The following is a 20576-nucleotide window of genomic DNA, read 5'->3' as shown; positions in this document are numbered from 1 at the left end:
GGCCGGCCGTGCGCGGTGCGGCCTCGGCGGGGCGCAGCCGGCTGAGCGCGGAGAGCGGCAGCACGGCGGAGGCGGTGTCCGGCCCGGCGGGCTGGACGACACCGCCCTCGGCGAGCTGGGGGATCTTGGGCAGGTCGACGCCGAACTTCTTCCCGAAGAAGCTGAAGCTCAGCTTGTTGAGGCCGTCGATGACCCAGTTGGCGAAGGAGATCAGCGCCTTGACCGGCCCGGTGACGGCGGCCATGACGCCCTGCATGCCGGTGCTGATGAAGCGGCCCATGCCGGTCAGGGTCCGGGACAGGGCGCTCTTCACCCGGGTGAACATGCTGGGGATCTTCTGCGTGATCCAGCTCAGGACGGGCCGGATCACGGCGCGGAAACCGCGCCAGGTCCGGCGGACGAGGCCGGAGAGGGCGCGGGTGGCCGAGGTGACGGCGCTCCGGGTGGAGTGGAAGCCCTTGGAGAGCAGCGGGCCGACGACGGCCAGGACCGTGGTGATGATCTTGATGGCGGCCTTGAAGTAGGCTGAGATCACGGTGGCGTACACCTTGAGGACGGGACCGAGGAACTTCCAGATCGCCTGGAAGACCTTGCGGACCTGGCCGAAGACCTGCTGCATCATCTTCTGGCCGGCCTGCGAGTTGAGCGCGTACTCGATCCGGAAGCCGGCCATCGCGCCGGCCGTGGCGCTGACCGACTCGGCCCTGGCCCGGCGGGCGGTGTGCCGCAGCAGCCGGTCCAGCTTGGACAGCGGCAGCACGGCCTCGGCCTCACCGGCCTCGGCGACGATCGCGTGCACGCCGCCGTTGCGCGGGGCCACGATGCCGCCGGCCGCCAGCTGCGGGATCTTCGGCAGGCTGATGCCGAAGGTCTTCCCGCCGACGCCAGGGACCCAGCCGGGGATCGACACCTTGATGCGGTTGAGCCTGCCGATCGCGGAGTTGATGAGCCGGATGACGGCGTTGACGGGGCCTTTCACCGCCCCCTTGATGCTGTTGAAGGCGCGGCTCGCGATGCCCTTCAGCCCGCCCCAGATGCCGGCCAGCCTCTCCTTGACCCGGCTGAAGGCCTGGGGGATGACGCTGCGGATCCAGTTGACGACGGGGGTGATGATCTTCCGGATGCCGTTCCAGACGCTGGAGATGACCTTCCTGACGGCGTTCATCACCGTGGTGATGATCTTCTTCCAGGCGTTGAAGTAGGTCGTGATGACCTTGGCGACGGCCTTGATGACGAAGGTGATCGTCTTCTTGATGCCGTTCCAGACCTTCTTGATCAGTGCGCCGGCCTTCTTCATGATCGGCCCGACGACCTTCATGACCGAGCTGATGACCTTCTTGATCGCGGCGAAGGCGACCTTGAGGACCTTCTGCATGGTCTTCGAGCGGGCGGCCATCTCGACCACCTTCTCGACGATCGGGGCGAGCAGGGAGAGCAACTGGCCGACGAGGTTGCCCTTCATCGACTTGTTGAGCCCCTTCATGCCCTTGGACGCCTTGTCGGCCCCGGACTTGAACTTTCCGACCTGGGGCCCGCTCTTCTTGGCGGTCCGGCCGGCCTTGGCCATCGAGCGGTCGGCCTTGTCGGCGGCGCGCTGGATGGCGGTGAACTGGCGGGCGGAGGCCTGGGCGGAGGTCTTGAGCTTCTTGAGTTCGCGGTCGCTCCGCAGAGAGCCCCCGGACAGGGTTCTCGTGGACTTCCCGGCGTTGGTGGCCTCCGACCGGAATTTCCGCAGGGCGCCGGAAGACCTCCCCAGCGCTTGAGTCAGGTTCATTCTCTGTCTCCCATGAGTACGCGCCGTCGGAGTGACAGCCGGATATCAGACGGATCTGGCGAGGTCGGACGCGGCGTCGCTCGCGTCGCGCAGCGCTGTCGCGGCACGTCGGCTCTCATCGTTCGTACGGCGGAGCGAGGCCTGTAGGCGTCGTTGCTGCTCAGGGTCTCCACCGGGCGTCTGGCCGGGTGCCGATCGGCCCTGCGCTGATCGGCGCGGTGTCGATCGGCCTGGCCTGGGCCCGGGTTCTGGGGAGGGGGGCCGGTTCTGTTGGCCCCGGGGTGCGGGTGGTCCGGTCGGAGACGCGGGCCCGGCGGGTGTGGGCTGTGTGCCGGGCGGGGCAGGATCAGCGTCGGCCCCGTCCTCGCCCGGCTCCCCTGCGGCGGGCCTACGGGTCGGCAGGAGGAACCCGTACTCATTCCGTGCGATACGGAGCCCGTTTCCCTCGGCATTGGGGAACAGGTTCATCTTTCCGAGCAACTTCTCGGTGAAGATTTCGAGATTGAACAGGGTGGGGAGCTCGAACTTGAGCGCCTGCCAGGCGAGGGCGAAGCCTACAAGCTCTGCCGGTTTGACATTCGTCCAGACGCTGGATGCCGTTGCATCCTGAAGTTCTTTTTGTGTGGCCAGATCCTGCTGATCCGAATTTTCCGGAGCTGTCGCAGGACTGCCGGACTGCTCGGTTTCTCCCGGGCCGTCGACCAAGGCTTTCGGGCGAACCTCCGATCGCCTTACCAGGCCCTCGACTGATTCTTTGTCCGCCTTTCCTTCAAGTGCTTTCTCGATGGCCGCGACATCTTTGGCGATCTGCTGGTTCGTAGGCTCTGTCATGCTTCCTCAGTCACCTTGATCAGATCCTCTGTTATGTGATGGGATGCTTCTTCGTCGGCTTCCCGCAGAAGGAGTTGTGCATGGACTGGGATATTTAGCGTTTCTTGCTGCCAATTCTTGGACTTGTGGCCTTTATCTGGATACTTCGTCGCCGTCTGCTGGTGCGTGCGCGTGGCGTTCAGGCGGAGGCGCGCTGCTAAACTAAGAGCGGGAATGGCGCTCTCAAGGCGGAGGGCCGACCTTCCTTCTCCAGTTCGCCACGCAGGACGGCCGGCGAATGACCTGTTCCGCTGACGAGAGCGATGTGCCGGCCGGTACCCAGGTCGGTGACCTCGTCGAGCTCGTCTACGATCCGCAGGCGCCCGGCCGGGTGGAGACGGCTCTTGCTGCCCGGAAGCCTCTGTGGCAGCGCGTGGACCTCATCACGCTCGCATTGGTAGAGGCGGTCCTCCTCGTGATGGCTTTCAGGTGAGGGCCTGGTAGCCATGACGTGAATCGTGTGCCGAGTGTGGTTTCCGGGCCGAGGGGCTTCCCAGGGGAGTTCTCTGTTTCAGTGCCCCGATTCTGGTGTGGAACGCATCGGATCGATCCGGCGAAGGTCGCGGGCGAGGCGAAAAGTTCAACCGTATTTGAGCGCGCTCGAAAGCGAGCACGGTGCGCCGTCGCGGAATGTCCGATCGGCTCCCGGGTCGCTGGCTATTCAGCGGTACGCTTCGGGCAGTCGGTGATAGTCGACTACCGTGCGCGTGACGGGATCGAGTACAAGATGACCACGGAACTCTGGGCCGGCAGGCTTCCTGCACCGGGTTCCAGGATGGACGTCACCTATCTTCCGTGGAGGCCGAAGGCATCTGACCTCGCCCCCCCTCAATCCCTGGCGTGTGATGTCGAAGTCGGTCACGGCCGTATTCCTTTTTCCTCTCACGCTGGCCTTGGCGCTCTCGATGGCGGGAAGTGCGCTGGAGAAAATGGGGGTGGCCCTGTGAGGGGTGCCGGCGACGTGCTTCGCCTCCTGCGACCGGCACCGGGCCGGATGTGCCGGCCCTGGATCTCACCGGTCAGGGCGACGGGCGGGCACGCCGCCGTTGATCCGCCATCGAGCGGAACCAGCCCGGGCGGCGCCCAGCCGGAAACCGACCGGGTATCCCGGTTGATCGGCTTCCTCTGCGAAGTGGACCGGTCCTTGTGCGTCCGGTGGCGTCTGCCGTGCCGGCGGCGCCCCGGGCCCGGCGGGAGATCAGGATCAGGTGCCGGGCGGAGTCCTGTACCGAGAGGCCCGAGGCCAATTCTGGCAATGGTCGCTCTAGCGCTACTCGGTGGCCCTTCTTTCTTGGCCTATGTAGGGCTCAGGGCCCTTGTGGCGATGTTCTGGCAGAAAGTTCTCCTGGCCCGAAACGGAGTGCGCACCACGGGGGCGTGCTCGAGGTGTACGAGCGGCCGGCGGCCTCCCGAGGGTCGGTGAGTCTTTCCACCTCCTGTGTGACGTCCGTCGAGGTGACGAAGCCCGCACTGGCGCAGTCGTTCGTCGATGGCGGCGTCGAGATATTCCTGTGCGAGGCAGTCCTTTTCTTTCCCGGGTCAACCGGTTGACCCACGCAGAACACCTTCCTTTCGGGAGATCTGTTTGACATGATGCGGAGCCATGAAGGCATTCATTGAGGTGCTGCTGGCGGTTGTGATCATCGGAGGGGTGGTCGCACTGTTCGTTGCTTCGCTGATGCATCTGGGCCGCTTGGTCTGGTTGAAATGGCGGGGTGCGACAACCCTGGGCACTTGCATCGACATCAGTATGAGGAGAAATGGGAATTATGCGTACATTCGATATCAGGTCGGCGACGGGGCTGAGTATCTGACGAAGGTGCGTGTCTATTCGCTGGCGCGGAACCTCATGGGTGCCCGCCGGGAGGTTCTGTACATTTCCGGCTTCCCGAAGCTCTCGGCAGCCGCGCCCATAACTTTCGGGAACGTCTGCGGAGCGCTGGTGATCTGCGCGCAGACGACAGCGCTCATGGTTTTCGTGCTGTCGCTCTTCCTGTGACGGCGGGGGTGGTTCAGCTGAAGAACCGCATCAGCTCCGCCCGGTCCGGGCCTTCCGGAACTTCGGATTCCATCGCCGACGGCTCCCAAGGCGGAGGGCCGGCCTTCCTTCTCCAGTTTCGTCACGCAGGACGGGCGGCGAGTGACCTGTTCCGCAGACGAGAGCGATGTGCCGGCCGGTATCCAGGTCGGTGAACTCGTCGAGGTCGTCTACGATCCACAGACGCCCGGCCGGGTGGGGACGGCTCTTGCTGCCTGGAAGCCTCTGTGGAAGCGTGTGGACCTCATCGCGCTCGTGGCGGTTGAGGCGGTTCTCCTCGTGATGGCCTTCAGGGGAGGACACCGCGCCGGAAGTCGGCCACGAGGCTTCCGGCTCTTGCTTCTTCGGATTTCGGGCTCGGCCGTCGAGGAGGCGAGTGATCGTGGCGCCGGGCGGGGCCACGGTCTGCCCAGCGACCTTACGAAGGGGACGGAGGTCTTGAGCTATTCCCGTTCGCGGCCGCTGCCCGATGTCCTGCTCCGCAGACCGTTTGGGCCTCCTCGTCGTCGCTCAACGGTTCTTCCCCTTTGCGGCGTCTGACCGGGGAGCCGGCCGGAGTGAGCCGCACCGGTTGTATCGTCTGCGACGTGAATATCAATCCAGTGATGCTATTCGTCCTCATGGCTGGGCTCGCTCCTATGGCTCTAGGATTGCGCCTCATACACTTGCGGTTTCGGCAGAATCATTTCTACTCAAGCGGTAGAGGGCGCAGGGTGACGGGGGTCTGCGAGCGGCTGCGCTGGACATCTGGCGGAATGGTTTCCAGCGGTATCCGCTATGTGGACGGGAGGGGCGCCAGCTCATGGCCTGGTCTGCACCGACCGGTCTGGTGCTGGTGGAGGTAGGTCAATCCGCACCTGTTCTTTATGATCCCCTGCATGCTGCAACTCCGATCGTGAACGATCAGAAGCGGAGAATCGGCTCTTACCCCCTCGGTGGATTGCTCTGTGGGATCGGACTCATACTTGTCTGGTTCCTGGGGAGCAGCATGTGGTGAGCTGCGTTTCCTGATAACACGCCACACGGACCTCCGCGCTCATCAGATGTGAAACAGGGCGGAGTGAACGTGACGATCTGAGTGTTCGCGTAGGCCTGTTGGGTTCTGGGTGTGGCGTGTTCGCCCGGTGCCCCGTCCATCGCGCTTTCCGCGTTGCCTCGCGGATGTAGGGTACTCTTGTACGCATTGAACTCATCCACCGTGAAGAATTCGCTCACCCTTGAACTCCTGACGTCCCGGTGAGTTTCTTCACGTCGGTCTGGACGAGGTCGACTTTCGCTGGGATCTCCTCGGCGGATGCGGTCCAGATGAACCGATTTGTATCCCCTTTCGAGGATTTGATGTAGTTGCGGATCTGTTTGATCAGGACTTCCGGAGTGTGAATGTATGACCTCGGTGTATCTCGCTGCTTCCGGATCGGCCTACTTTGTCCCGCATGCTCTGGTGGCACTTGGCGTATCCGGAGCGCTGGCCTTCTTCGCCCGGCGTCTGTTCTCTCTGCGCGTCCGAGGCGTCACGGTCCGCGGGGTGTGCGTCAAGCACACGTTCGCCAAGGACGGCATCGCCGTGGTGGCGAGGTTCCAGACGGAGTCGGGCGAGACCTTCAGATGCCTGAGCCAGCCGGCGGCGGTTGCCCACGCGCGTATCGGAGATCCGCTGGACGTGGTCTACGATCCGCGCAATCCGAAGAACGCCGAGGTGCCTCCGATCGGTTATGGGGTGGCTTATGCGATGGCAGTTCTTTCGGCGATCGTCGCTGTTCCGGGAATCGGACTGCTGGGCTGGATTATTTTCGGCTGACACGTGTGTGTCGCATCAGGAGAAGAAGCGGGCCAGATCGCTCGGGCTGGGCGCCTCGGGCGGATTTGCCGGCTCCTCGGCGGAGGCCTCGTCCCCCGGCCTCGGCACCGGCACCGGCGGCTCTGGGGGGTCGGAGTCCTCGTCGGTGTTGACCGAGGCGAACATCCAGTTGGCGGCGGCGAGGTGGTCGACGGCGGCGGCGAGCAGGTAGTTGGTGACGCCCCATTCGGCGCTCTCGCCGTGAAGTTGCTGAGTGGTGGCGCTGTCGCGTGGCATGTGCTTGACCAGCACCGCGAGCCGGCGGGAGGAGAGCCGGCCGCGGTGCCAGTCGAGCAGGTCCACGCCGTAGTGCCGCAGCAGGTCGGCTTCGAGGGCCTCGGCGTGTTCTTCGGCGAACGCGTGGAGGCTCAGCCTTCCCCCAGGCCGAGCCCGGTCTCCTTGCCGTACGCCTCAGGATCGCTGCGATGTCCTGCATGGTGATGTCGTGGCGCTCGAAGCGCGCGAACTGGTCCTCGCCCAGCAGGAGCTTCAGCAGGCCGTCGACGTCGTTGTCGTCGAGGCTGCGGAGCGCCTTGGCGGTGGTGCGGCCCAGCTCGGTGGGCAGTTCGAAGGTGTCGTCGTCCAGGTCGAAGGACCAGGAGCGGCCGAGCGCTTCCAGACGCTGGGCGCGTGCTGCGTTGACGTCGAACGAAGCCATGGGTGGTGGGTCTCCTTACGCGGAACAGGAACAGGACAGAGCAGGGCTGGGCTGGGCTGCGTGGGCCCCGGGGGTGCCGGGCGGGACCGGGCCGATCCGGTCCCGCCCGGCGGGGGATCAGGCGCCGGCCGGCACCGTGTAGGCGGCGTCCTTCATGACGAAGGTGGCGAGCGCCTGGCCGTCGCCCGGGGAGAGCGCGGTGAAGGTGGCACCGAGCATCGCGGCGGCCTTTCGGGCGAGCTTGATGTCGTCGGTGGCGGTCACCTGGCCGCGCGGGATGACGAAGCGGTAGGTGACCGCCGTGCCGTCGGTGAACTCCAGGCCGAGCGCGCGCTCGTCGAAGGTCGGGCCGTCCGGGACGTCGAAGTGGACGATGTCCGGCTTGGTGGCGTCCCGGCGGATGTCCGCCGGGACGCCACCCAGGAAGAAGGGCAGCGTGTCCTCGTTGAACTGCAGCATGGAGAACTTCAGCGTCAGGTCACGGTGCGCGTAGACGAACCGGGCCGGGCTGATCGACTGCCACGTCTCGACCGGGTCCAGCTTGTCCTTCTTGGAGAAGGTCACCCCGTCCGTCGAGGTGTAGCCGAGGTCGGTCCACCCCGTACCCCAGTCGGCCGACGGGTCCTCGGAGAAGACGTCCGGGAGGGGGCGTTGACGTCCGCGATGAGGATGCGGCCGGTTCCGGCCACGCGGATCTCGGACGAGTTGTTGCCTGCCATGGATGGCTCCTTCAGATGGTTTTCCGTGGATGGTGGTGCCTGCCGCGGGTACGGCGAAGGCCCCGCCGATGACGGGGCCCTGTCTGTGGGGGCGCTCGGAGGCGCCGGGTCGGTACGGGCGGTGCGTGGATGGTCGCCGGGCGGATGCCGGCGGTTCAGCCGATGCGCAGCGACACGCGCAGGACGCAGACGTAGCGGTTGGCCGCCGGATGGAGGTACTCCGGCAGCCAGCGCGGACCGTCGGACTCGACCACATCGGTGATCACGAGGTTCGTTCCGTACGTCCGGCCGGCCGCCGACAGCAGCTCGGCGCGGGCGGCGTTTCGCCAGGCGGTGCGCCGTCGCCTTGTCCGGCCCGTAGGCCTCCAGCTCGACGAGCGGCTGGTCGAGGTGGAGGTCGTCGATCCACGCGCCGCCGCGCAGGGAGACGATCACCGCCTCCTGGGTGCCGTCGAAGCCCGGCGGCGGGGTCTCGTCCACGACCGCGTCCGCGAGCACTTGCGGATCGTCGCGGGCTTCACGCCCGCCTCGTGCGCGGCGAGTTCGCCCGTCAGCAGCGTCGCGGCCGTCATCGCGTACCCTCCCGCCGCGCGGTGTCCTCGGCCGAGGCGGTCAGCTCGACGACGTCGCCGCCGGACTCCGCCGCGAGCCGCGCCCACGCGCCCTCGCTCCACGCGTGCCGGTGCGCCGGATCCGTACGGCAGTCGCAGGCCCGGTCCGCGCAGCGGCAGGCCGGGTTGACGCAGAGCACCGCCCGGCGGGCGGGAAAGGCCCGCAGAGAGACCGAGTCGCACCACGGGCAGCGCCCGCTCACCCGCACCACCGGTTCGGCGCCGCCCAGGGCCCGGGTGCAGCGGCGGGCCATGCGGCGGGCCTCGTCCCGGATGTGTTCGAGCAGTACGTCGTCACCGGCGGCCCGGTCGAGGAGCCCCGCGACGCGCAGCAGCCGCCCGGTGACCTGCTCGCGGCGGGGGCGGGGCAGGTGGAGCCGGTCGTGTACGGCCTCGTCGAGCTCGATCACGCCGTCGGTGATGTCGCGTACGGCGTCGGAGATGTGAAGCCGCAGGGGGGAGGTGCGGGAGCCGGGAGGGGTGAGGCCGTGGGCCTGCTCGGCGCGCAGGGCCTCCTCGCGCTCGGCGCGGGTCGGGCCGGCCGGGGCGGAGGGGGAGCCGGACGGGACCGTCGGAGCGGCCGAGGGTGAGCGGTAGGAGGGGGCGAGCTCGACGAGCAGTTCCGGGAACTGGCGCAGCAGCAGCTCGATCCAGAGCATCGCGTCCGCGATCGTGCCGTTGCCGTTGCCGTTGCCGTTGCCGTTGCCGTTGCCGTCAGGGCCGGGCCGGCGGGCGGTGGCACCCGTTCCGGCGGGCTCCCGCGTGTTCGGTGTGGATGTGGCCGGTGTAGCTGTGTTCGGTGTGGTCATGGCGATCCCTTCTCCCCGCACCAGATGTTGCGAGATCGCACATTGGCATGTTGCGTGCTCGCACGCAAGGAGGAATCTGGTGTCTGCGCTCTTTATATGCGGGGATTTTGCCCATACGGTATCGGGAGGCGGGTAATTCCTTGCGCGCAAGCGCGATAGTCTGGTCACCGCTTCGGAGGGAGGCGAGTGCCCCATGACCACGGGCGAAATCGACAGCTTCGCGACCTGGATCGAGGAACTGATCCGCCGGCGCGGCTTCGACATCGACAGTCCACGTGGCGGCGGCAAGTCCCGTCTCGCCGACGAGGCCGGAGTCCACCGGGCCGCCATCACCCGCCTCCTCCAGCGCCAGAGCATGCCCGACCTGGAGACCACCCGGCGTCTCGCCCAGGTGCTCCAGGTGCCGGTGCGCGACATGCTCATCCGCTCCGGCCGGCTCACCGAGGAGGACCTGCCGCTCCCGTCCGTGCCGACCGGTGCGCCCTCGGCGGACGGCCGTCCGCTCACCCTTGAGGAAGCCGCCGTCGCGCTGGGTGTGCCGGCGGACCAGCGCGAGATGTTCGTCCGGGTCGCGGGCCAGTTCCTGCCCGCGCCGGCGATCGAGGCCGCGCAGCGACGTGCGCCGCTCGCCTCCGACTGACGCGCACGGCCGCTTCCTCCCGTCCCCCTGGCGCGCGCGGCCGCTCCCGGGTCTCCGGCTGACGCCCCCGGCCCTGCCCGCCGGTGATTCGCGGGGCTCCGCGAGGGGGCCGCGGCGGGCGAAGTCGATCTTGCGCCGGGCCGGGAAACCAGTCCCTCAACCTGCCCCGTAAGCTGTTCGGGCCTGTCTCCCCCCGCCCCAGCGCAGGTTCGAACGACGCCGCAGGTCCACGCACGACCGTGCGTGGGCGCACCCCGCTAGGTGCGCGCAGCGCAGAACGAGAGCGCCCGATCGCCGAGAACGTCCGGGCGCCGCCCGGTGCGGTGCGACTCGCGCGGGCGGCAAAGAGGGGGGCGCATGGCCGAACGGGAAGGATGCTCCCGGACCACAGGCGACGCCCCCGAACCCCCCCCCGCCGGGCCCGGAGGGCCCAGCACTCCGCCGGCCGGGACGCCGACGCCGGAGACGTACACGGCGCTCCTCGCCGAACTGGGAGCCCTCCTCGACGGCCACGAACCCCACAAGGTCGTCGTCCTCCTGCGAGCGGAGCTGGAGCGGCGCGAGCTGCTGGCGTACTCCCACGGCTGGCGCGACGCCGCCGCCCACTACGAGTCCGCTGTCGAGGCGGCGCGGACCGCGAGCCGGCGGCCCCTGCGGCTGGTGGAGTCCACGCGCACGCCGGGGCAGGCCGCGGTGATCCCCTTCCGGCAGGAGGGGCGCGGCGGCGATGTCCGGGAGCCGGACGGCCGCCACGGCCGGGACGATCCCGCCCGTGGCGGCGCTTCCCGGGCCGACGGGTCGGGGGAGCGCGGCCGTCCCGCCGACGGGGAGCCCCGCCACGACCGCCCCGAGGCCGACGGGCAGACGGATCCGCCGTCCCGGCCGCCGCGCACCGGGGCCGGGCCCGAACCCGCGCTCGTACGCAAGAGCCGCAGCTCCCGTGTCCCGACCATCCCGACCCTCCCGCCGCCGCGGCTGCGCCGGTCGAAGGAGGGCGGGAGGGCCGCCACCCCGGACGACGTGACCCGCTGAGGAGCGCGCCCGGGCCCACCACCTCGGTGTGCGTACCGCGCCCGGACTCAGCCCGGTGCGCGTATCGCGACCGGACTCGGCCCCGGTGCGCGTGCCATGGCCGGGCTCTCCCCGCCCGGGGCATGCGTCCGCGAACACGGGGGCCGGCGTACGCGGGCACGGGCGTCGGCCGGGAGGTGTCGCCGCCCGTCGCCGGTGGTCGAAGGCCCCGGTGCGGTGTGGACAGCATTTGTTTTGACCCAGCTCCGTGAGGTAGGTACGCTCAAGCCTTGTGCCTGGGGTGTGCCTGGGCTCGTGTGCGTGTCCTCAACCGCATCGCGGGTCTGTCTGTAGCCACCGCAATCTGCGCCCCTTCCGCCCTTAGGGCGGAAGTCCGCAGTATTCGACACACCCGACCGCGTGGGTCGGCGATGTTCCAGGTTAGTTTCACGAACGGCACACAGAAACCGGAGAAGTAGTGCCTACGATCCAGCAGCTGGTCCGGAAGGGCCGGCAGGACAAGGTCGAGAAGAACAAGACGCCCGCGCTCGAGGGTTCGCCCCAGCGGCGTGGCGTCTGCACGCGTGTGTTCACGACCACCCCGAAGAAGCCGAACTCGGCGCTCCGTAAGGTCGCGCGTGTGCGTCTGACCTCCGGCATCGAGGTCACGGCCTACATCCCGGGTGAGGGACACAACCTGCAGGAGCACTCCATCGTGCTCGTGCGTGGTGGCCGTGTGAAGGACCTGCCGGGTGTTCGTTACAAGATCATCCGCGGCTCCCTTGACACCCAGGGTGTCAAGAACCGCAAGCAGGCCCGCAGCCGCTACGGCGCCAAGAAGGAGAAGTAAGAATGCCTCGTAAGGGCCCCGCCCCGAAGCGCCCGGTCATCATCGACCCGGTCTACAGCTCTCCTCTTGTCACCTCGCTGATCAACAAGATCCTCCTCGACGGCAAGCGTTCCACCGCCGAGCGGATCGTGTACGGCGCCATGGAAGGCCTCCGCGAGAAGACCGGCAACGACCCGGTCATCACGCTGAAGCGCGCGCTTGAGAACGTCAAGCCCTCGCTCGAGGTCAAGTCCCGCCGTGTCGGTGGCGCCACCTACCAGGTGCCGATCGAGGTCAAGCCCGGTCGCGCCTCCACCCTCGCCCTGCGCTGGCTCGTCGGTTACTCCCGCGCCCGCCGCGAGAAGACCATGACCGAGCGCCTCATGAACGAACTGCTCGACGCCTCCAACGGCCTCGGCGCTTCGGTCAAGAAGCGTGAGGACACCCACAAGATGGCCGAGTCCAACAAGGCCTTCGCGCACTACCGCTGGTAGTCGCTACCCCCATCGAGACCGAGAGAAGATTGAGCCTTATGGCCACCACTTCGCTTGACCTGGCCAAGGTCCGCAACATTGGGATCATGGCCCACATCGACGCGGGGAAGACGACCACCACTGAGCGGATCCTCTTCTACACCGGTGTGAGCTACAAGATCGGTGAAGTCCACGACGGCGCTGCCACGATGGACTGGATGGAGCAGGAGCAGGAGCGCGGCATCACGATCACGTCTGCCGCGACGACCTGCCACTGGCCGCTCAATGATGTTGACCACACCATCAACATCATCGACACCCCGGGTCACGTCGACTTCACCGTCGAGGTGGAGCGTTCGCTCCGCGTCCTCGACGGCGCCGTCACCGTGTTCGACGGTGTGGCCGGCGTCGAGCCGCAGTCCGAGACCGTCTGGCGTCAGGCGGACCGCTACGGCGTGCCGCGCATCTGCTTCGTCAACAAGCTGGACCGCACCGGCGCGGACTTCTTCCGTTGCGTCGACATGATCGTGGAGCGCCTCGGCGCGACCCCGATCGTCATGCAGCTCCCCATCGGCGCCGAGTCCGACTTCACGGGTGTCGTCGACCTCGTTTCCATGCAGGCCTTCGTGTACCCCGAAGAGGCCGCCAAGGGCGAGATGTACAACACCGTCGAGATCCCGGACAACCTCAAGGAGGCCGCCGACGAATGGCGCGGCAAGCTCCTCGAGGCCGTGGCCGAGAACGACGACGCCATGATGGAGCTGTACCTGGAGGGCACCGAGCCCACCCAGGAGCAGCTGCACGAGGCGATCCGCCGCATCACGCTGGCGTCGAAGGGCAGTGCCGACTCCGTCACCGTCACCCCGGTGTTCTGTGGCACCGCGTTCAAGAACAAGGGCGTCCAGCCCCTGCTCGACGCGGTCGTGCGCTACCTGCCTTCCCCCCTGGACGTCGAGGCCATCGAGGGCCACGACGTGAAGGACCCGGAGAAGGTCATCGCGCGCAAGCCCTCGGACGACGAGCCGTTCTCCGGCCTGGCGTTCAAGATCGCGAGCGACCCGCACCTCGGCAAGCTCACCTTCGTCCGGATCTACTCCGGTCGCCTGGAGGCCGGCACCGCGGTGCTGAACTCCGTCAAGGGCAAGAAGGAGCGCATCGGCAAGATCTACCGCATGCACGCGAACAAGCGTGAGGAGATCGCATCGGTGGGCGCCGGCGACATCATCGCCGTCATGGGTCTCAAGCAGACCACCACCGGTGAGACGCTCTGCGACGACAAGAACCCGGTCATTCTGGAGTCCATGGACTTCCCGGCGCCGGTCATTCAGGTCGCGATCGAGCCGAAGTCCAAGGGTGACCAGGAGAAGCTGGGTGTCGCCATCCAGCGCCTCTCGGAGGAGGACCCCTCCTTCCAGGTGCACTCCGACGAGGAGACCGGCCAGACCATCATCGGTGGTATGGGCGAGCTTCACCTCGAGGTGCTCGTCGACCGCATGAAGCGCGAGTTCCGCGTCGAGGCGAACGTCGGCAAGCCCCAGGTCGCGTACCGCGAGACGATCCGCAAGACCGTCGAGCGCATCGACTTCACGCACAAGAAGCAGACTGGTGGTACCGGCCAGTTCGCGAAGGTGCAGATCGCCCTTGAGCCCATCGAGGGTGGCGACGCCTCCTACGAGTTCGTCAACAAGGTCACCGGTGGCCGCATCCCCCGTGAGTACATTCCCTCGGTGGACGCGGGTGCTCAGGAAGCCATGCAGTTCGGCATCCTGGCCGGTTACGAGATGGTCGGCGTCCGCGTCACCCTTCTCGACGGTGGTTACCACGAGGTCGACTCCTCGGAGCTCGCCTTCAAGATCGCCGGTTCGCAGGCGTTCAAGGAGGGTGCCCGCAAGGCCTCTCCCGTGCTCCTTGAGCCGATGATGGCCGTCGAGGTCACCACGCCCGAGGACTACATGGGCGATGTCATCGGCGACCTCAACTCCCGCCGTGGCCAGATCCAGGCCATGGAGGAGCGCAGCGGCGCTCGCGTCGTGAAGGGCCTCGTGCCCCTCTCGGAGATGTTCGGCTACGTCGGAGACCTCCGCAGCAAGACCTCGGGTCGCGCAAGCTACTCGATGCAGTTCGACTCCTACGCCGAGGTTCCGCGGAACGTCGCCGAGGAGATCATCGCGAAGGCCAAGGGCGAGTAACTCTCCCGAGCTCACGCTTTAGGCTTGTCACCGGAGCCGGGCGGGCATTTCGCACAGCGCGCGAGCACTGTGCGGAATGCCCCCGGCGCCGGCACCCCAGCAAAGATCACCTGGCGCCGATGAAGCAAGGCGTACAGAACCACTCAGGAGGACCCCAGTGGCGAAGGCAAAGTTCGAGCGGACTAAGCCGCACGTCAACATCGGCACCATCGGTCACATCGACCACGGTAAGACGACCCTCACGGCCGCCATTACCAAGGTGCTGCACGACGCGTACCCGGACCTGAACGAGGCCTCGGCCTTCGACCAGATCGACAAGGCTCCCGAAGAGCGCCAGCGCGGTATCACCATCTCCATCGCGCACGTCGAGTACCAGACGGAGCAGCGTCACTACGCGCACGTCGACTGCCCCGGTCACGCGGACTACATCAAGAACATGATCACGGGTGCCGCGCAGATGGACGGCGCCATCCTCGTGGTCGCCGCCACCGACGGCCCGATGCCGCAGACCAAGGAGCACGTGCTCCTGGCCCGCCAGGTCGGCGTCCCGTACATCGTCGTCGCCCTGAACAAGGCCGACATGGTGGACGACGAGGAGATCCTGGAGCTCGTCGAGCTCGAGGTCCGTGAGCTCCTCTCCGAGTACGAGTTCCCGGGCGACGACCTTCCGGTCGTCAAGGTCTCGGCGCTCAAGGCGCTCGAGGGCGACAAGGAGTGGGGTGAGTCCGTCCTTAACCTGATGAAGGCTGTCGACGAGTCCATCCCGCAGCCCGAGCGTGACGTCGAGAAGCCGTTCCTCATGCCGATCGAGGACGTCTTCACGATCACCGGTCGCGGTACGGTCGTCACCGGCCGCATCGAGCGTGGTGTCCTGAAGGTCAACGAGACCGTCGACATCGTCGGTATCAAGACCGAGAAGACCACCACCACGGTCACCGGCATCGAGATGTTCCGCAAGCTGCTCGACGAGGGCCAGGCCGGTGAGAACGTCGGTCTGCTCCTCCGTGGCATCAAGCGCGAGGACGTCGAGCGCGGCCAGGTCATCATCAAGCCCGGCTCGGTCACGCCGCACACCGAGTTCCAGGCGCAGTCCTACATCCTGTCGAAGGACGAGGGTGGCCGTCACACCCCGTTCTTCAACAACTACCGCCCGCAGTTCTACTTCCGTACCACGGACGTGACGGGCGTTGTGACCCTTCCCGAGGGCACCGAGATGGTCATGCCGGGTGACAACACCCTCATGGACGTCGCGCTGATCCAGCCGGTCGCCATGGAAGAGGGCCTGAAGTTCGCCATCCGTGAGGGTGGCCGGACCGTGGGCGCCGGCCAGGTCACCAAGATCATCAAGTAGTTTCTGCTTGGTCCTTGGACCTGGTGGCTCACCGAGTCGCACAGAAGGGCCCCGCACCTCCTCGGAGGTGCGGGGCCCTTCGCGTACGGCCGGTGCGGGGAACAGGCGTGGACCCGCCGGGCCGGCGCGCGGAGCACGGCTCGCCGGGGATGGCTGTAGGGCCCCGGTACCTCAGGGCGGAGAGGTACGGGGGCCCTACGGTTCAGGGGGCGGCGGGTCGGTCAGGTGCCCGTCGCCCGGGTGGGGCGTCCGGTCAGACGCCCGCGATCGACTGGATCCAGGACCGGTACGCGGTGACGTTCGTGTACGCGGTCGTGGTCTGGCGGTCGCTGGTGGAGGCGACGCCGACCTGGACGCCGTTCAACGTCATCGGGCCGCCCGAGTCACCGCCGGCGGTGATGCCGTTGCCCCGTCGGGCGCAGATCGCCGAGCCGCCGTACGCGTCACCGCAGCCGTGGGTCACCGTCACGTTGGCGACCTTCAGGTAGCGGGACTGGCAGTTTGCCTCGGAGCCGCACCGGGAGGTGGCGCCCCAGCCCCAGACCTGCACGTTCTGTCCGACGCGGACCGTGCCGGGCTGGCCGAGGCGGGAGTAGGTGGCCTGCACCGAGCGGTCCAGCCGGACGAGGGCCAGGTCCGAGCCGTGGGTGTAGGTCTGGACGCCGTTGGCGACCACACCGCCGCTGTGCTGGTCGAGGCTGCCGATGCGGAACGACAGGCCGCCGCCGGTGACGCAGTGCTTGGCGGTGAGGATCCAGGTCGGCGCGATGATCGTCGCCGAACAGGTCTCCCTGCCGTTCGAGAAGAGACGCGCGGCCCATGGGGCGTTCTGCGCGTAGCCGCCGCCGATGATCTGGGTGGTCGGGGGCGGGGCGTCCCGCAGAGGGGCCTCGGGGGCGGCCGAGGCGGACGGTGCGAAGAGGGCGAGGACGCAGGCCGCCGCTGCGGCGGCAGCGGGCACGAGTCTGGATATACGCATGATTCCTCGTTTCGCGCGACACGCTGGGGTGTGCGTGTCCGTGGGGGATGGTGGGCAACAGGGTGCCGGAGCGCGATGAGGCCGGGGTACTAGCGTTTGGCCATAACGCGGCTTTATGGAACGACAGTTGGGCCCAACGCATCCACTTCTACGGCCGCCACACCCACGGGGCGCCGTCCGGCCCGAACCCCACGACGACCGGCCGCCCGCCGCCCCGAGGTGGAGGGTGGCGCCGTCCAAGGCGACGTGGCCCCGGGACCGTACCGCGGTGCCCTCGGCGGTACGTAGCTGGATCCGGCCCTCCGCCGACCGGCCGAGCAGGACCGGGACGCCCGGTGAGGCGGCGGCGGTCACCGGACCGTACCCGCCGAAACGGGGTACGGGGGCGCGGTCGGCCCGGACGACGGCGAGCCGCTCCCGCGCGGCCGGCCGGTAGTACAGCTCCACGGACCCGTCGGGCGCGGGGAGCGCGCCGGGCGCGTGCGCGGGAACGGGGGAGCCGGTGAGCTGGGTACGGGCGGTGACGTCGGTCCCCGGGGTGTCCTGGGTCCAGTGGTGCACGGCGTGGTGCCCTGCCGCGTACGCATGGACGCGCCCCGCCGTGTCCACGACCGCGGTCACCCCGTCCTGCACCTCACCGCCGCCCATGTCGCGCCAGGCGCTCCAGCGGCCGGTGACCGCGTCGCGCACCCGGGTACTGAGCCCCTTCTCCGCGTTGCGCACGAACAGGTGGACGCGGCCGTCCGGCGCGGCGACGGCGACGGGTATCCCGATGCGGCGGCTGTGGTCGCGGCCCGCAGCGGGGTAGCCGAGCCCCCGCCAGGCCCGGAAGGGGCCGCCGGGGGAGCGCTGCTCCAGGAGCACGATCTCGCGTTCGTTGTCCGCGCCGTGTCCGCCGAGCGCCGCGAACCGCAGCCCGAACAGCAACTGCCGCCCGTCCGCCGTCGTCGCGGAGCCCAGTACCGGGGCGAGCGGCCCGCCGCCGAGGTCGTCCGGCGCGTCCGTGATCCCGCCGCCCGGGGCGCTCTCGCTCCACCGCACGGCCCGCAGCCCCAGCACCCCGTACACGGTCAGCCGCCCGTCGGGGCCGGCGGCGACCACGGGACGGGGGCCCGGGTAGCGGTGGTGGGTGGAGCGGACCCAGCCCTTGCGATTGGTCAAGGGCCGGTCGCCGCCGACGTTGTAGTCACCGCACCCCGAGGGGTTGCCGCACTCCCAGTCGGGCGCGCCGCCGTACGGGACGAGGTGGGCGGCCTTCCGCTCCAGCACCGAGGGCGGCAGGTTCTTGGGCCAGTGCCGGTTGTAGTACCCCCGGAACGCGGCGACGACGAACCCGGGCACCGGCTCCCCGCGCCCCGTCGTCGCCGCCACCCAGCAGATCGGGGCGGCCCAGGCGAAGCACCCGGCCGCGGTGTGGTCGGCGTGGTCGGAGTACCCGCGCTGCTCGCTGTCCCGGCGGCGCTCGTACTCGCTGCTGAACTGGAGGTCGGGGTCCGGGTCGAGGGTGTGCACGACGGTCGGCCGGTACTGCTCCAGCAGCCCGACCAGGACGTCGATCAGTGACTCGTACGTATACGAACCGGCCCGCTCCAGCGGCGAGTCGTCGGCGACGACGGTACGCAGCACGAGCCGGCCCCGCAGGGCTGGGAGCGGATGGGCAGCCGTGGTCGGGCGCCCTGCTCAATGGCCTTCTGGGCGGGTTGCAGGTTCGCGTCGAGGGGAGCCTGTGAACCCTGAAACCATGGAGCTGGTCGTGAGTGGTGAGTGTCCGACAAGTGGGGCGGAACCGGTATGAGAACTGGACATCTGACCTGTCTGATCGTCAGTCTTTCTTTCCTCGCGGGCGGGTGTGGCGCGGGCGGCGACGAGTCGACAGGGCGTGAAGCGAGTGGTTCTCCTGCTCGAAACAGAGGCACGGGAATGGACATGAGCCAGGGCGGAGCGCACCGCTGAGGCCTTGATCCGGGAAGCCGTTCGCGGAGTGATCCCACAGCCGGCTCGTGAGCCGTTCGGCGGAGGAGTGAAGTCCTGCGGGGAACCCGGTGACGGCGGATCCGAGGAGCGCGTCACTCTGACGCGGAACTACTGGCTGACAGGCATTCCGCGAGACGCGGCAAAGGACGTCGTCCGTAAGGCCTTCGGGAACTGGAAGGAAGCCGGTCACGTCGTCGGCGTCGCCCCGGATTACGAACGCCGCGTGGTTGCAGCCAACTTGAGGAGCAAGCCCGATGATTTCCTTATGCAGGTAGCGATGGGAATGGGCGGCCAACTGAGTGTCGGCGTCACCTCTCCCTGCTTCTGGGACAGGGAACCGGTGGCTTCGTCCCTCTCGCGTGGGGTCGGGAGGTCCGGGAAGTAGGCGACCCGGGGGACCAGGGGCAGCAGGAAGGTGCGCAGGGTGTGGGTGAGGTGCTGGGCGTGCAGCCGGTCGCGGGCCGTGCGGTACCAGTCGGCGTAGGCCCAGCGGGCCCGGCGGGTCTGGAACCGGCGTGGGCCGGCGCGGATCTCCCACAGCGGGTCGGGTCCGGCGGCCACGCGGGTTCTGGCCAGGCCGGTGTCGGTGGATGTGGATGCGAAGCATGGCATTCCCCCCGATTGCCCTGGGCTTCGGCGGTCTGTACGGGAAGCCCAGCCTTGCCATGCCGGCGGCGTAGGGGGGCACGGGGCAAAGCGGCGCGAGGGGACCGAGCCGCTTTTCGGAGGGACCGGGGGAAGACCGAACGCCCGGCCCGCCAAGAGCTGCGGCGGGCCGGGCGGACAGGTGCTGTGGGCCGGTTCAGGTGAGCAGGCAGCCGCCGGGGCAGACGTCGGCGGCCCGCTTGAACGCCGCCTGGGTGCCCGATCCGGCCACTCCGTCGATCCGGCCGGTGTAGCCGTAGAACCTCTTGAGGTAGCGCTGGAGTGCCTTCACCGTGTTGGGGCCGACGATCCCGTCGATCGAGTCCCCGTAGCTGTAGTGCTTCTTGAGGAAGCGCTGCATCGCCTTCCAGCTGTTGGTGCCGAGCAGCCCGTCGATCGAGCCGGTGTAACCCCAGCGGGCCTTCAGCGCGCGCTGGACATCCCGGGCCTGCGCCCTGCTCAGGCCCAGATTGACCGTCGCGAGCGCACCCACCTCCGCGCTCACCGCCGCCGGGGCCTGCTGCGCGGGCGCCGCGAAGGCGGTACCCGCGCTGGCCAGGCCTCCCGCAGCGATCGCGACGGCTGCGGTGAGACTGACGAGCGTCCTTGCCATGGTCTTCGGTCGCATGCGTTCCCCCAAGGGTCGCGGTGCGGCCGGGCTCCTGCTCCCGGGCCGCCTCGGTCCTGGTCATCGCGAAGTGGGGGAGGGGACGGCCAGCCCATTCGGCTCTGCCCGAAAGTGCCTGGGCAGCAGGGGAGGGGCATGTTCCGGATGCCGGCACCGCCGGATGCGTGCCCGCGTTTGAGTACTCGCTCGCTCGGGGTAGGATTTCCGACTCGATTGGCCAGGCCCGCGCCCCGTATGGCACACTGACCAGGTTGCTCGGTTGAGTGTCAATGCTGCGCGCCTCCCGCCGGGAGGACCGGAAGCGAGTCCCACAGTACTCGTCGGCCCTGTAGGGCCGGACGTACGGGAATCTTCCGGGAAGCAACGCAGGGCGCCGGCCAGGCACCCGGTGGGTGTTCCACCCCCGGTTCCGCGGTCTCAGGGTCCGCACCCCCTTGGTTGGGATCTCCTACGGGAGATTTTCGTAGAGGGGATGCGACACGCCCGACCGCGTGGGTCGGAGGAGGAGTCCAGAGAACCCCCCGGGTTCCAGAGCGTTACG

General features: G+C 68.2%; 16 protein-coding genes and 5 pseudogenes. 10 read left to right on the top strand and 11 right to left on the bottom strand.

The genetic code is table 11. The features are described 5' to 3' along the window. Nucleotides 1–649: 649 nt before the first annotated feature. Both B9S58_RS28175 and B9S58_RS37610 read right to left on the bottom strand, forming a co-directional pair. Nucleotides 650–1774, bottom strand: a pseudogene (locus tag B9S58_RS28175) (phage tail protein); the annotation flags it as partial. Nucleotides 1775–1819: 45 nt separating this feature from the next. After that, nucleotides 1820–2605 (bottom strand): hypothetical protein, encoded by a 786-nt coding sequence (locus B9S58_RS37610; RefSeq protein ID WP_146063579.1) that lies wholly within the window; start codon nucleotides 2603–2605, stop codon nucleotides 1820–1822. A gap of 277 nt (nucleotides 2606–2882) precedes the next feature. On the opposite strand from B9S58_RS37610, the gene B9S58_RS39535 reads away from it, so the two are divergent. From B9S58_RS39535 to B9S58_RS28160, 4 genes are all read left to right on the top strand, one after another. After that, the gene (locus B9S58_RS39535; protein WP_258045108.1) at nucleotides 2883–3077 is read left to right on the top strand and encodes a DUF3592 domain-containing protein; all 195 of its coding nucleotides are present in this window, start codon (nucleotides 2883–2885) and stop codon (nucleotides 3075–3077) included. 1170 nt (nucleotides 3078–4247) lie between these two features. After that, a complete protein-coding gene (locus tag B9S58_RS28165) occupies nucleotides 4248–4643 on the top strand; it encodes a hypothetical protein (protein WP_103534804.1) in 396 nt (131 codons plus the stop codon). A gap of 66 nt (nucleotides 4644–4709) precedes the next feature. Further along, nucleotides 4710–5222: a DUF3592 domain-containing protein gene (locus tag B9S58_RS40330; RefSeq protein ID WP_374935717.1), complete on the top strand. Its 513-nt coding sequence runs from the start codon at nucleotides 4710–4712 to the stop codon at nucleotides 5220–5222. A gap of 844 nt (nucleotides 5223–6066) precedes the next feature. Continuing rightward, entirely contained in the window at nucleotides 6067–6480 is a 414-nt protein-coding gene (locus B9S58_RS28160) for a DUF3592 domain-containing protein (RefSeq protein ID WP_103534803.1), read from the top strand. Nucleotides 6481–6495: 15 nt separating this feature from the next. Here B9S58_RS28160 and B9S58_RS28155 read toward each other — a convergent pair whose 3' ends face one another. The 5 genes and pseudogenes from B9S58_RS28155 to B9S58_RS28135 all read right to left on the bottom strand — a co-directional run bounded on the left by B9S58_RS28155 (nucleotide 6496) and on the right by B9S58_RS28135 (nucleotide 9316). Beyond that, the gene (locus B9S58_RS28155; protein WP_103534802.1) at nucleotides 6496–6822 is read right to left on the bottom strand and encodes a hypothetical protein; all 327 of its coding nucleotides are present in this window, start codon (nucleotides 6820–6822) and stop codon (nucleotides 6496–6498) included. A 65-nt stretch (nucleotides 6823–6887) separates the two neighbouring features. Beyond that, nucleotides 6888–7177 (bottom strand): annotated as a pseudogene (locus B9S58_RS39530) (hypothetical protein). 117 nt (nucleotides 7178–7294) lie between these two features. Beyond that, nucleotides 7295–7896: pseudogene (locus B9S58_RS28145) on the bottom strand (phage tail protein). A gap of 155 nt (nucleotides 7897–8051) precedes the next feature. Next, nucleotides 8052–8397: pseudogene (locus B9S58_RS28140) on the bottom strand (hypothetical protein); the annotation flags it as partial. 67 nt (nucleotides 8398–8464) lie between these two features. After that, nucleotides 8465–9316 (bottom strand): hypothetical protein, encoded by an 852-nt coding sequence (locus B9S58_RS28135; RefSeq protein ID WP_103534801.1) that lies wholly within the window; start codon nucleotides 9314–9316, stop codon nucleotides 8465–8467. Between the two features lie 193 nt (nucleotides 9317–9509). Between B9S58_RS28135 and B9S58_RS28130 the strand changes: the two genes are divergently transcribed. The 6 genes from B9S58_RS28130 (at nucleotide 9510) to tuf (ending at nucleotide 15809) form a co-directional block, all read left to right on the top strand. Then, complete coding sequence (locus B9S58_RS28130; RefSeq protein WP_103534800.1) at nucleotides 9510–9956, top strand: helix-turn-helix transcriptional regulator; 447 nt, start codon at nucleotides 9510–9512, stop codon at nucleotides 9954–9956. Nucleotides 9957–10313: 357 nt separating this feature from the next. Next, the gene (locus B9S58_RS28125) at nucleotides 10314–10988 is read left to right on the top strand and encodes a hypothetical protein (RefSeq protein WP_103534799.1); all 675 of its coding nucleotides are present in this window, start codon (nucleotides 10314–10316) and stop codon (nucleotides 10986–10988) included. Nucleotides 10989–11445: 457 nt separating this feature from the next. Further along, complete coding sequence (gene rpsL / locus B9S58_RS28120; protein WP_003948652.1) at nucleotides 11446–11817, top strand: 30S ribosomal protein S12; 372 nt, start codon at nucleotides 11446–11448, stop codon at nucleotides 11815–11817. A gap of 2 nt (nucleotides 11818–11819) precedes the next feature. Further along, nucleotides 11820–12290: a 30S ribosomal protein S7 gene (gene rpsG / locus B9S58_RS28115; RefSeq protein WP_003966970.1), complete on the top strand. Its 471-nt coding sequence runs from the start codon at nucleotides 11820–11822 to the stop codon at nucleotides 12288–12290. Between the two features lie 38 nt (nucleotides 12291–12328). Beyond that, nucleotides 12329–14458, top strand: a complete 2130-nt coding sequence (gene fusA, locus B9S58_RS28110; RefSeq protein WP_103534798.1) for an elongation factor G — start codon at nucleotides 12329–12331, stop codon at nucleotides 14456–14458. 157 nt (nucleotides 14459–14615) lie between these two features. Continuing rightward, nucleotides 14616–15809, top strand: coding sequence for an elongation factor Tu (gene tuf / locus B9S58_RS28105; protein WP_103534797.1), 1194 nt, complete (start codon nucleotides 14616–14618; stop codon nucleotides 15807–15809). A 253-nt stretch (nucleotides 15810–16062) separates the two neighbouring features. Here tuf and B9S58_RS28100 read toward each other — a convergent pair whose 3' ends face one another. The 4 genes and pseudogenes from B9S58_RS28100 to B9S58_RS28085 all read right to left on the bottom strand — a co-directional run bounded on the left by B9S58_RS28100 (nucleotide 16063) and on the right by B9S58_RS28085 (nucleotide 20035). Beyond that, on the bottom strand, nucleotides 16063–16788 hold the full coding sequence (locus B9S58_RS28100; protein WP_103534796.1) for a trypsin-like serine protease: 726 nt from the start codon (nucleotides 16786–16788) through the stop codon (nucleotides 16063–16065). A 148-nt stretch (nucleotides 16789–16936) separates the two neighbouring features. Then, nucleotides 16937–18420: pseudogene (locus tag B9S58_RS28095) on the bottom strand (PIG-L family deacetylase); the annotation flags it as partial. A 552-nt stretch (nucleotides 18421–18972) separates the two neighbouring features. Next, complete coding sequence (locus tag B9S58_RS28090; protein WP_146063578.1) at nucleotides 18973–19323, bottom strand: hypothetical protein; 351 nt, start codon at nucleotides 19321–19323, stop codon at nucleotides 18973–18975. A gap of 241 nt (nucleotides 19324–19564) precedes the next feature. Next, nucleotides 19565–20035, bottom strand: a complete 471-nt coding sequence (locus tag B9S58_RS28085) for a peptidoglycan-binding domain-containing protein (protein ID WP_258045107.1) — start codon at nucleotides 20033–20035, stop codon at nucleotides 19565–19567. Nucleotides 20036–20576: the final 541 nt, after the last annotated feature.

The organism is Streptomyces sp. SM11 (assembly GCF_002910905.1).
Classification (GTDB): Bacteria; Actinomycetota; Actinomycetes; order Streptomycetales; family Streptomycetaceae; genus Streptomyces.
This window is presented reverse-complemented; position numbering and strand designations above follow the sequence as displayed.